Annotated in this window: 7 protein-coding genes; all 7 read right to left on the bottom strand. The window is 71.8% G+C overall.

Annotated features, from left to right (window positions below; genetic code table 11):
• Window positions 1–619 precede the first annotated feature (619 nt).
• Window positions 620–1,969 (bottom strand): GGDEF domain-containing protein, encoded by a 1,350-nt coding sequence (locus tag ACFFR3_RS00010; protein ID WP_364381294.1) that lies wholly within the window; start codon window positions 1,967–1,969, stop codon window positions 620–622.
• An 847-nt stretch (window positions 1,970–2,816) separates the two neighbouring features.
• Window positions 2,817–3,476, bottom strand: coding sequence for a single-stranded DNA-binding protein (locus ACFFR3_RS00015; RefSeq protein ID WP_364381291.1), 660 nt, complete (start codon window positions 3,474–3,476; stop codon window positions 2,817–2,819).
• Between the two features lie 298 nt (window positions 3,477–3,774).
• Window positions 3,775–5,397 (bottom strand): GTP-binding protein, encoded by a 1,623-nt coding sequence (locus ACFFR3_RS00020; protein WP_364381288.1) that lies wholly within the window; start codon window positions 5,395–5,397, stop codon window positions 3,775–3,777.
• Window positions 5,394–7,298 (bottom strand): GTPase, encoded by a 1,905-nt coding sequence (locus ACFFR3_RS00025; RefSeq protein WP_379482381.1) that lies wholly within the window; start codon window positions 7,296–7,298, stop codon window positions 5,394–5,396. Before ACFFR3_RS00025 ends, ACFFR3_RS00020 begins: the two co-directional genes overlap by 4 nt.
• 1,169 nt (window positions 7,299–8,467) lie before the next feature.
• A complete protein-coding gene (cobA, locus tag ACFFR3_RS00030; RefSeq protein ID WP_355420020.1) occupies window positions 8,468–9,700 on the bottom strand; it encodes a uroporphyrinogen-III C-methyltransferase in 1,233 nt (410 codons plus the stop codon).
• A gap of 246 nt (window positions 9,701–9,946) precedes the next feature.
• Window positions 9,947–11,017 carry a nicotinate-nucleotide--dimethylbenzimidazole phosphoribosyltransferase gene (gene cobT, locus ACFFR3_RS00035; protein ID WP_364381282.1) on the bottom strand — a complete coding sequence of 357 codons (1,071 nt, stop codon included), beginning with the start codon at window positions 11,015–11,017 and terminating at the stop codon, window positions 9,947–9,949.
• 12 nt (window positions 11,018–11,029) lie between these two features.
• A complete protein-coding gene (locus tag ACFFR3_RS00040; protein WP_364381279.1) occupies window positions 11,030–11,875 on the bottom strand; it encodes a sirohydrochlorin chelatase in 846 nt (281 codons plus the stop codon).
• Between the last annotated feature and the right edge of the window lie 18 nt (window positions 11,876–11,893).

Consider the following 11,893-nt stretch of genomic DNA (forward strand, 5'->3'; position numbering starts at 1 on the left):
GAGCGACCGACGCACAGGCTTGAGGTGCGGCGGAGCGACCGACGGCGGAGCGACCGACGGACGGGCTTGAGGTGCGGCGGCGATCAGGGCGTGTTGCCGGGGCAGGCATGCCCCCGCACCCTCAGCCCGGTGACCCCATGACCCCCGCCGCCACGCCCCCAGCCCAGTGACCCCCGCCGCCACGCCCCCAATCCGGTGATTCCATGACCCCGGCCCCCGCGCGCCCAGCCCGGTGATTCCATGACCCCGGCACCCACACCCCCACTCCGGTGGCCCCATGACCCCGGCACCCACACCCCCAGCCTCCGAACCCCTCTCAACCCCGCGGCCGGGCCTCACCAACCGACAGGCGTGACGGCACCGCCCGAAGCCTTTTCAGACCCGCCGGGTGGTCGCCGTCCTGACAGCGCTGACACCACACGCCGCACACAGCGGCGGGACGGCGGGGAACGACGAGGTGGGGAAGGGAACGGCTTGCGGATGCCGGGCGAGGGCAACGACGTGCGAATGCCAGGCAAAGGGAACGGGCACGCGTGCCGGACGAAAGGAACGGGCATGCGGATGCCGGACGGAAGGGAACGGGCGTGCGGATGTGAAGCCGGGAAGGCCGGGTGGCTGGTCAGGGGGTGGGGTCGGGGTCGGGGTCCTGGTGCGGCGCGGGGGCGGGGTCGGGGGGTGGGGTGGTGTCCGTAGAGAGCGGGTGGGGTGGCGGGGGCGGGACGGCGGGGATGCAGACGCGGTCGCGGCCCAGCTCCTTGGCCCGGTAGAGCGCCAGGTCGGCGGCCGTCAGCAGGTCGATCAGGTCGTCACCGTGCACGCTCATCAACGCCACACCCGTCGAGACCGTGACCTTGACCAGGGTGTCCTCGACCGGGACGGCCATGTGGCTGATGTGGACGCGCAGGCGTTCGGCGACGCGGCGGGCCTCGTTGATGTCGGCGCCGGGCAGCAGCACCACGAACTCCTCGCCGCCGAACCGGCCCACCACGTCGTAGTCGCGCAACTGACTGCGCAGCATGGACGCCACCCCCACCAGCACCTCATCGCCGACGAGGTGGCCGTGAGCGTCGTTGACGCGCTTGAAGTGGTCGATGTCGATGATGAGGAGCGCCAGGGACTCGCCGGTGCGCCGCGCTCGTACGATCTCGGTGTCGGCCTCGCGCTGCCAGGCGGCCGCGTTGAGCAACCCGGTCTTGGCGTCAGTACGGGCGGCGGCCTGGAGCTGCGCGTGCAGGAGGCTGCGCTGCAACAGCACCACGGGCGGAAGCGCGAGCAGCAGCAGAGCCATGTTGAGCCCGCACGCGATCGAGACCGTGACGCCCAGGCACAGCTCGACGATGTCCAGCAGCACGCTCTCCCGGTCCCACAGCACCTCGCGCCAGGTCATGTCGGGGTCGGCGGTGTGGGCGGCGATGGCGATGAGCGCGATGTTGAGCACCGCGAAGAGCGCGGCGGCGGCCACCGCGAACATGATCGGCGCCCCGCTCCCCTGGGCCAGCACCGACGGGTCGGGAACGAACCAGTGGAAGCCCAGGGACGCCGTGCACCCGGCGAGCCCGATGGCGGCCGAGCTGAACACCCGGCGATAGAGGACGGTGGCGCGTACCCGCACCTGGAGCAGGATCTGCAGCACGATGGGGGCGAAGAGCGCGTACACCGGCGGGAGGAGCAGCGCCACCGGCAGCCACCACGCCGACAGCAGGTCGCGCGACACTCCGGCCGGCATGCCGAGCCGCCTGGTCGCTTCGATGCAGACGGCGCCGCACGCCATGAGAGCGGCGAACGTCAGCGCGTCCCGCCACTGGAAGACGGTGAACGCCGAGAGCATGACGATCGCGACGAGATCAAGAGCGACGATCGCGCACAAGTAGCCGACCAGCGGGCGACGTTGCCCGAGCAATGGCCAGCGGTCGGTCAGTGTTGACACTCCGTCGCGAGGCTTGATCGAGGCGTGACTGGTCACCGCCATCTCGTCTCCTCTCAGACTAACGATGTGTAACACAATAATTGCGGAGTGTGCGATGTGCGATGGGAACCGATACGTTTGGCAATGACCACACCTGCTCAATTCGCGAGCGGGCCATGACGGACAGCCGCGCTGGAAAGGAGCAACCATGGTGCGGGGCGTGACCTGGACATGACAGGTGCTCTAGCCCACTGAGGCGGGCAACACACCATCGGCCGTCCCTCGGGGGCGTTCGCGAAATTCCGGCCGGTGCCCCCCTCCCCCTCCCGCCTCACCACCAGCCCAGTCACACCGCCCAACGGCACGCACCCCGCCTCCCCACCCCTCCCTTGCTCCCTCCGCCGGACTCCCTCCCGGACAACTCCCTCCGCCGGACTCCCCTCCCGGACAACTCCCTCCGCCCAACTCCCGCCCGCCCGACTCCTCCCCCGCCCGATCCCCCATGCGCCCGTCTGCACCTCTCCCCCGGCCTCTCGCCCGTTCCCCTTTCCTGCTTGCGCGCGGCGCGTGCGCGCCACCACGGCGCAGTGGGGCTGGTGGCGACCTCAGACGATGCCGGCTGCGGACCAGGGACGCTGAGCGGTGAGCGCTGAGCGCCCCCGCCACTCGTTGGACGTGCGGGGTGAGCGCGCCCGCCACCCGTTGAGCATGCAAGGTGACCGTGCCGCCGCCCGTTGTGTGTGCAGGGTGAGCACGCCCGCCACCCGTTGGACGTGCGGGTCAGCGCGCCCGTCGTCCGTTGGGCGTGCGGGGTGGACGGGGATGTCGGCGTGTTCCGCGGTGTCCCGTGCCGCATGGTGGTCAAGGCCGGTGCGGCGCTGGCCTATGCGGCACGGGGCGAAGTTGCCTGTCAGGCGGCGGCGCGTTCTTCTGCTGCCGGGTGGTCTTGCTCCTCAGTCGCTGCCGTCGCCTCGGGGTCGGTTGCTGTGGTGGTGGCGGTCAGGATGCGGACTGTGTCGTCGTTCGGGCCCAGGGTGCGGACGAGGGTGTTGCCCGACCTGGTGTCCTGAGCCGGTGACTGCGGCTGCTCCGAGTCCGCGGCGGTGAAGTCGGGCATGGGGGTGCGGCTGGGGCGGGTGCCCATGGCCCAGTCGCGGGTCTCCTCGTCGAGCTTGTCGCGCATCTCCTTGCTCATCGAGCCGATGCCGCTGCGCTCGGGCTTGGTGAACACGCCCGAGCCCCACCGCAGGTCGTGGCCCACGGCGCTGGCCTCGATCTCGGGCATGAAGCGGCGGTCTCCCTCGGTGCCGAACTCACGGATGCGGAGCTTGCCCGACACCACCACCGGCTGCCCCGCGCGTATGGACGCCGCGACGTTCTCCCCGAGCGCACGCCAGCAGCGAACCGTGAAGCAGACCTTCTCGCCGTCCGTCCACTGGCCGGTCTTCCTGTCGAAGTAGCGGTGTGAGGTGAGGACCTTCAGTGAGGTGACCCTGGTGCCTTCGTCGAAGCTGTACTGCCTGGGCTCGGCTGCGACGTTACCGGTGAGCGTGATGTAGATGTCGTTCATCCCGTGCCTCCCATGCGGCGGGCCCGCTGCCCGCGACCTGGGCAATACGGTGCCGCGGGAGGGTGGGGTCAGGGACGCCCGAACGGGGTTCTGTGGAGGAGCTGCCTAAACGGGCGCCGCCTGTGGACAAGGGGGCCCGTTCGCGATGGCGACACCGCAGGCGCCGGTCGATGGTGGCGGTGTCTCTAAGCGCTGAGCGGCGATGGTGGTGCCTCCACACGCTGAGCAGCGGTGATGGCGGTGCAAGAGCATGAAAAGGCTGCCCGTCGTACGAACGCGGGCAGCCCCCCGACACCCCTCAGACGGACAAGTCGCGCATGGCCGTGTAGAAGGCGTGGTGCCGTTTCAGCTCTTCCTCCACCGGCTCCACGACCATGGTCGCCGACACGGCCGCGACCCGCCGGCGCATCTCCCGTTCGAGGCGCTCCCGCTCCCGCGAAGCGCCCAGCTCGACGAAGTTCCGGGAGGCGATGCCGGACAAAGCCCCCAACCCCAGGACGGATGCCATCATCAGCCCCACCCACGGCAACGTCGCACTGTCACCCAGGAGCTCCAGGGCATCCGGCAGCTGACCGGGCATGAGCAGCCCGACGACGAGCCAGGCGAGCCCGGCCACGAACGCCAGCACCAGCAGGTACTGCCAGACCTTGAGCACCCACCACCACACCGGTACGCGATCGAGCTGCGGCGCCACCTCGGCGAGATCCTCGGTGAGCGCCTGCGGCAGCCCCCTTGACCGGCCACGAGCCGCCTTGTGGACGGCCGTCCGCCACACCGGATGCATGCCGCCGGACAACCCGTCGGCCAGCGCCTGCACCGCGTTCGCCACCTCGGCCGACTGCGCGGTGACCGACGTGGTGCTGATGCCGCGGATCTCCTGCGCCACGTCGTCGAGCTTGAGGCTCTTCAGCGGATCGGCACGGAACTTCTCGGCCCACCGCGGGTACGGCCACCCGACGTACCGGTTCGACCGTTCGGCGTACATGTTCTCCATGGCCTCGCCCACGGCCGGCACGCCCACCGCGTCGCACAGCGCGTCGGTGAGCCCCATGCGGCGGGCCTCGTCGACCGCGGACGGCGCCGACAGGGCCTCCCCCATCGGCATGGCCTGGCTGAGCTTCTGCTCCAGCCGCTGCAGGTCGGCTTCGAGCTTCTGGATGGCGGCCCTGCGCCGGGCCACCGCGGTGGCGATCACGCTCTTGAGACTCTCGACGCCGCGGCCGGTGACGGCGGAGGTCGGTACGACGCTGGGGTGCTCGACGCCTTCCTTGCGCAGCAGGTCGTTGAGGTCGATGACCAGCTCGGCCAGCTCTTCGGTGGTCAGCCGGTCGGCCTGGTTGAGCGCGAACACGGTGACCGCGTCGTGCCCGGCCAGCTCGGTGACGTAGCGCCGGTGCGTGGACGCGTCGGCGTACTTCTGCGGGTCGAGCACCCACACCACCAGGTCGGCCAGCCCGATCAGCCGGTCGGCCTCGGTGTCGGTGAGCGCCCTGATCGAGTCGTGGTCGGGCAGGTCGAGCAGGATCAGCCCGTGCAGCTGGCTGTCGCCCTTGTCGAGCGCGCTCGCCCGGGAGAAGCGGTGGCGCCACTGGATCTGCAGCCAGTCGAGCAGCGGCCCAGACCCGTCGAGCCCCCACACGCAGGCGTGGGTGCGGGCGGTGGTGGGCCGGCGTACGCCGGTGGGCGACAGCTCCAGCCCCGAGATGGCGTTGAACAGCGACGACTTGCCGCTGCCCGTGCCGCCCGCGAGGGCGACGACGGTGTGCTCGGACGACAGCTTGAGCCGGTCGCCGGCGCGCAGCAGCAGCGCACTGGCCTCGTCGAGCAGCTTCTGGTCGAGCCGCCCCTGGCCCAGCTCCACCACTTTGGCGAGCGCGGACAGTCGCGGGGCCAGCCCCGGCCTGGTGGTCGTGGTGGTCATCGAGCGACCTCGAGGTTGTACGTAGCCTGGTAGAGGCGGGTTGCGACGGAGTCGTCCGGGATGCCGGCGGAGTCGAGCGCCTTCACGTAACGCATGGCTTCCTCGTCGAAGAGCATGCCGATCCTGGCCCGGAGATCACTGAATGCCTTGGTGCCGATGCCGCGCAGGGACTCGGCGCCGAGCAGGGCGTTGACCAGGCGGTGCGGCACGCCCTCGCCGTTGCCCCCGCTGAACATGGCCACCATGAAGATCAGGGCGAGCGACTCGGGGTCGAACGAGACGATCTTCGACACCGAGCGCTTGGCCACACCCTCCGTGCGTACGAGCTCGCCGAGGTGGTCCTGCCAGGACGCGATCGCACGACCGGTGTGGCGTACGAGGTCGTCCGACGGCCTGTCGAGGTCCTCCCCGAGCTTGGCCCCCAACTCCGAGCGGTGCCGCCAGCGCGCCGCCACCTCCTTCGAGGCGCGGTTGGCCGCGGCGACGATCACCGACTCGAGCCCCGACCTGATCGCCGCCTTGAATGCCAGCACCCGCTCCGGCGCCTGCCTGGCCGCCCTGCCGCGCCTGCGCAGGTGCAGCGCGCGCATCAGGTCGCCGGAACCCGCGAAGTCCTGCCAGCGGGCCAGCACCTCGCCGTGCAGCAGCGAGCCGTTCTTGGACGCCTTGTCGATGTCGCTCAACGCGCTCAGGAACGCCGCCTCGACGTCGCCGCGCAGCTCCGCCCTGATCGCGGCCCCCGCCTCCAGGTGCTTGGCCAGCGCCGGCACGCGGGTGCGGAAGCTGTTGAGCACGCCGTTCAGCGTCTCGCGTACGGCCGCCGCCCGCCTTGCCTCGTCGACCGACAGCTCCGCCAGCCACAGCCGCAGCTCCGTCACCTCGCTGTCGGGCAGCCTGCCGTCGGACACCTTCGACTCGTGGATGACGAACCGCTCGATGTCGCCCAGACCGTACTCGGTCAGCATGCGGACGAAATGCTTGAGCACCACGTCGGCGGACTTGTCGGGCACCCGGGACAGAACGATCGCCAGCCGGGCGCCACGCTCCTTGGCCAGGCGCAGCACGTTCCAGGCCGGCGCGTCGGCGTAACGGGCGGCCGTCGTCACGAAGATCCACAGGTCGGCGGTGTCGAGCATGCGGCGGGCGATCTCGTGGTGCTCCTCGACCACCGAGTCGATGTCGGGGGTGTCGAGCAGCGCCACGCCCTGCGGCAGCTTCTCCGTCGGGGCGATGACCACGCTGTCCAGGCCCGCCTCGGGGGTCGGCTTGTCGAGCCGCTCGAGGCCGCCCAGCAGCTCGCCCTCCGCGAACCACTTGTGGTCCTCCGGGTGGCAGACCAGCACCGGGGTGCCGGTGGTCGGGCGGCGTACGCCGGTGCGCGAGACGTTCTTCTCGGCCAGGCTGTTGACCAGCGTGGACTTGCCCGCGCCAGTCGAACCGGCCACCACGATCAGGGCCGGGGCCGTGCTCGTCCTGATCCTCGGGACGACGTAGTTCTCCATCTGGGCCAGCAGGGCCGCCTGCGCCTGCCGCGCCTCGGCCGACCCTGGCAGGTCGTCGCAGAAGCGTACGTCGGCGATGCTCTCGCGGAGGGCGTTCAGGGCCGTCGTGAGCGCCTCGACCGTCTCGGGCGGCAACTCCTCGACCCGCTCACCGGGCCCAGCCGGCGACGCCTCGGGCCACTCGGCCTCGCCCCCATCCTCCTGAGCGTCCTGGGCCTGGACGTCCTCGCCCTCAGCCTGCTCACCGTCGTCAGCGGACTCGCCGTCCTTCGGCTGCTCGTCGGAGGTCTGCTGCTCCTGGGAGCCGGTCTTCTCGCCGGAGGTGTGCTCGCTCTGGGAGCGCGGCTCGGACGCGGCGGGCTCGGAGGTCTCCGGCTTTCCGGCTTCGTCCGCGCTCACCGGCTCATCGGGCTGCCGAGCATCCTGTACGTCACCAGCGCCGGCCGACGGGGACGGCTGTTTGCCCACCGGTGGCTGCCGCAGCACGGCCGGCTTCTCGAAGAGCGAGGGACGCCCCGAGGAAGGCTCAGAGGACGCGGCCGGCACGTCGATGGACGGGAATGACGGCCAGTCGATCGACGGGACAGACGGTTCGTCCGTGGTCCGACGGGACGGCCCATCGCTGGACGGATAGGACGGCGCGTCCGTGGACGGGTACGAAGGCCCGTCGGTGGACGCGAAGGACGGCCTGTCACCGGGCGCGGGCTCCCGGAGGACGGCCGGCTTCTCGAACATCGAAGTGCGCCCCGAAGGCGGCTCGGGCTGCTGCTCGACCTTGCGCGCCGGGCGGAACGCCCACGAGGTCCCCTCATCGGCCGACGGGCCCTCGGCACGGGACGACCGGCCGGGCACCGGAAACTCACTGGACGGGCTGTCGGTGGCAGGAGGGTTCTGCAACACAGCCGGCTTCTCGAACATCGAAGGTCTGGGGGACGAAGGCTTCTCGAAGAGCGAAGGCCGACGCCCGCCCCGCTCCTCGGACGCAGAAGCAACGGCATCCGCCCGCTCACCAGCATCCGACGCAACGGCATCCGCCTGCTCACCGGAGGCTGCGCTGACGGTGCTCGCCTCGGCCTGGCCCTGGGCGGCAATTTCAGCGCCCCCGGGAGCGGTCGCTTCCGCAGTCTGGGGCGGATCGGACTCAGCGGCTCCGGTCGGGCCGGTCTCTCCGGCTTCGGCTGTCGTGACGTCGCCGCCGGCGGCCGCTTCGGGCTCGCTGGGTTCGGGCGCGTCGGCCTCGTCAGGCGTTACGGCGTCCGTGGCACCGGAAGCCGCGGAGCCCTCGGACGCGGAAGCCGTGGAGTGCTCCGGGGTGGAAAGTGTGGGGCGTTCCGGGGTGGAGGTTGTGGGGTCCTCGGGGGTGACCGGGGGGGCTTCGGTCAGGGGGGGCGCCTCCTGCAGGGGGTTGCGGGGCTTGGGCTTCTTGGGGCGGCGCGGGTGATCGCCGGCGGATGTGGGGTCCCCCGTGCCCTCTCCGGAGGCCTCTGGGAGGGCGTCGTCGGTTATCGGGCGGAAGCTCATCGTCTGCTCCCCGGGCGGCTCCGGCCGCCCGTCATCCATGGCCGTGTTCACGGCAAGCGCTCCGCTCGAACCATCTCGACCTCCTGGCCGACCCTCACGACGTCGCCGACGATGACGATCGCCGGCGGCCGGATCCCAGCCGCGGACACGCGGTCGGCCACGGTGGAAAGCGAAGCGGTGACCGCCCGCTGGGTCGGAAGGGTACCGTCCTGCACCACCATTACGGGAGTCTCTGGAGAACGTCCGTCACGGATGAGCGCTTCTGCGACTTTTGGCAGGCGTTCGACGGCCATCAGCAGCACCAGAGTGCCGTGGGAGCGCGCCAGGGCGGGCCAGTCGACGGTGGAGGCGGGGTCGTCGGGCGCCACGTGCACGGAGATCACGTGGAACTCCTGGCTCACCCCGCGATGGGTGACGGGCACGCCGGCCGCGGCGGGCACGGCGACGGCGCTGGTGAGGCCGGGCACGATGAGCACCGGGATGCCGGCCTCGGCGCAGGCGATGAGCTCTTCGCCGCCCCGCCCGAACACGAACGAGTCGCCGCCCTTGAGCCTGACCACGAACTTGCCCTGCCTGGCCCGGTCGATGAGCAGCTCGTTGATGGTCTCCTGGGGCAGCGAACGGCCGTAGGGGACCTTGGCGGCGTCGATGAGCTCGACGTCGGGGGCCAGCTCGTCGAGCAGGGCGCGCGGCGCGAGGCGGTCGGCGACCACGACGTCGGCCTGGGCGAGCAGCTGGCGCCCACGCACGGTGATGAGGCCGGGATCGCCGGGGCCGCCGCCGACGAGGGCGACACCGACGGGTTTGGTGCGGTTTCGCCGGGCGTCGACGGTGCCGTCGCGCAGCGCGCCGACGATGGCGTCGCGGATGCCCGCGGCCCTGCGCGGGTCGCCACCGGCGGTGACGGCCACGCCGATCTCATCGACCCGCCCGGTGGCAGGGGTCCAGGCGGCGGAGGCGTCTTTGTCGTCGGCGCGCACGCACCACACGCGCTTGGCCTCCGCCTCGGCGGCGACCGCCGTGTTGACCGACCTGTCGTCGGAGCACGCCTGTACGAGCCAGGCCCCGTCGCAGTCGCCGACCTCGTAGGGCCGGGCGTGCCACGTGACCCTTCCCGCGGCGATCAGGTCGTCGAGCGCCGGTGTGACGGACGGCGAGACGACCGTGACCTCCGCACCGGCCTCTAGCAGCGCGGGCACCCGGCGCTGGGCGACGCGGCCGCCGCCCACGACGAGCACCCGGCGGCCGGAAAGCCGCAGGCCGAGGAGGTAGGGACCCATGGGGGGAATCTCCCGTTCGCGAAGGTTGTGTTAGGAGGTAAACCTACCGGCTTCGCTTGTGTCATTTGCTGCGCACACGTTAACGAGCGTGGAAAGCGACCGCGCGAGGCCCGCCCTCATCGTCACCACGGCGTCCGGCCATCGCTGTCAGGCACCAAGGATAACCCGATCCCGCAGGCCATCGCCCTGGACGTACGCCTGCAGGCGCGGTGAAGAGCGGCGAGCCCCCGGTCGCCGTACGGCACGTCACACGGGCTTCTCGGTCACCCCGGCCGAGTCGAACGTGGCCACCTCGTGCAGCACCCGCACCGCCGCGCACACCGTCGGGAGCGCCAGCAGGCCGCCGGTGCCCTCGCCGAGCCGCAGCTCCAGATCCATGATCGGGCGCAGCCCGAGGTGGTCGAGCGCGGCGCCGTGGCCCGGCTCGGCGGAGCGGTGGCCGGCCACGCAATGGTCGGTGACGGCGAGGTCGAGCGCCGCGGCGACCAGCGCGGCGGCCCCGGAGATGACGCCGTCGAGTATCACCGGCACGCGCGCGGCGGCCCCGGCGAGGATGAACCCCGCGATGGCCGCGTGCTCGAACCCGCCGACGGCCGCGAGCGCACGCAGCGCCTCGCTGGGCGAGGAGGCGACGTCGGCGAGGGCGTGGGAGCGCATGGCCTGGCGGACGATGCCGACCTTCAGCTCGTACGTCTCGTCGTCGATGCCGGTGCCCCGCCCGGTCACCTCGGCCGGGTCCCTGCCGGTGAAGGCGGAGACGAGGGCGGCGGAGGCGGTGGTGTTGGCGATGCCCATGTCGCCGGTGATGAGGCAGCGGGCGCCGGAGTCCACGAGGTCCCTGGCCACCTGGATGCCCGCCTCCAGCCCCCGGACGGCCTGGTCGACGGTCATGGCGGGGCCCGCGGACAGGTCGGCGGTGCCGTACGCGATCTTGCGCTTGATGAGCCCCGGCGCGTCGGGCAGGTCGGCGGCGACGCCGACGTCCACCACGGTCACGGACGCGCCCGCCTGCGCCGCGAAGGCGTTGGCGACCGCGCCGCCGGCGAGGAAGTTGGCGACCATCTGCACGGTCACCTCCTGCGGCCATGGGCTGACGCCGCGCGCGTGCACGCCGTGGTCGGCGGCGAAGATGGCCAGGGCGGCCGGCTCGGGCATGGGCGGCGGGCTGACGCCGGCCGCGCCCGCGAGACGGATCGAGACCTCCTCCAGCGCGCCGAGCGAGCCGCGGGGCTTGGTGAGGCGGTCCTGGTGGGCGCGGGCGTCGGCGAGCGCCCCAGGGTCGGCGGGGCGGATCGCGGCGAGCGTCTCGGCGAGCACGAAAACCTCCACTTACGGGACGAGTTGGAGCGCTTCTTCGTAGCGGTCGATGACGACGTCAGCGAGTGTCTCGCAGTCGCCGATCACCTCGGCGCAGCGGATGTCGAGATCGGGGTGCCCGGCGCCGTACGCCAGCGCCTGCGCCCACACTCGCTCCAGCAGCCCGCCCGCGAACAGCAGGTACGGCACCACGATGACGCGCTTGGCGCCGAGCCGGCGGCAGCGTTCGAGCCCGCCGGGCACGCCGGGCGGCGTGACGGAGACGAACGCGGTCTCGACGGTCATGAAGTCGTAGGCGTGGGTCTCCCAGAACAGCCGGGAGACGCGGTGGATCTCCGCGTTGGCGGTGGCGTCGGTGGAGCCCTCGCCGACCAGGACGACGGCGGTCTCGCCCGGCTCGACGTGGGCGTGGAGGTCTTCGGACGGCGAGGCGTCGACCGCGCGCAGCCGGGGCCTGGCACCGGCGAGCTCCAGCGAGCGCGGACGGGAGATCTCGGTGGCGGCCTCGTTGAGCCGCTCGGCCAGCAGCGCGAGCACGCGCGGGTCGGGGCCGAGGGGGCGGCCGTAGTCGTACATGAGCGTGGGGTGGCGCTGCTGCTCAAGCGCCATCGCGGCCGGGAACTCCTCGCCCACCCTGCTGAGGCTCAGCGGCAGCGCGACCAGCCGGTGGTGCCCCCGCGCGACGAGGGAGGCGACCGAGTCGCTCAGCCGGGGCGTGGCCCGCTCGAGATAGCCGCCAGAGACGTCGGCGCCCGTCTGGTCGAGGCGGCAGCGCAGGCGGTGTACGAACCTGCCGAACTCGGCGGCGTAGGCGTCGTCCTGTGAGCCCTGCCCGATCAGCAGGAGCGGCGGCTTCATTGAGGGATTCTCCGGTGC

It is taken from the genome of Nonomuraea salmonea, assembly GCF_042428605.1.
GTDB lineage: Bacteria > Actinomycetota > Actinomycetes > Streptosporangiales > Streptosporangiaceae > Nonomuraea > Nonomuraea salmonea.

What these genes read in the sequence shown, in the direction of transcription:
- ACFFR3_RS00010 (WP_364381294.1), bottom strand. Translation starts at nt 1,969, where the DNA reads ATGGCGGTGACCAGTCACGCCTCGATCAAGCCTCGCGACGGAGTGTCA.
- ACFFR3_RS00015 (WP_364381291.1), bottom strand. Translation starts at nt 3,476, where the DNA reads ATGAACGACATCTACATCACGCTCACCGGTAACGTCGCAGCCGAGCCC.
- ACFFR3_RS00040 (WP_364381279.1), bottom strand. Translation starts at nt 11,875, where the DNA reads ATGAAGCCGCCGCTCCTGCTGATCGGGCAGGGCTCACAGGACGACGCC.
- cobA (WP_355420020.1), bottom strand. Translation starts at nt 9,700, where the DNA reads ATGGGTCCCTACCTCCTCGGCCTGCGGCTTTCCGGCCGCCGGGTGCTC.
- ACFFR3_RS00020 (WP_364381288.1), bottom strand. Translation starts at nt 5,397, where the DNA reads ATGACCACCACGACCACCAGGCCGGGGCTGGCCCCGCGACTGTCCGCG.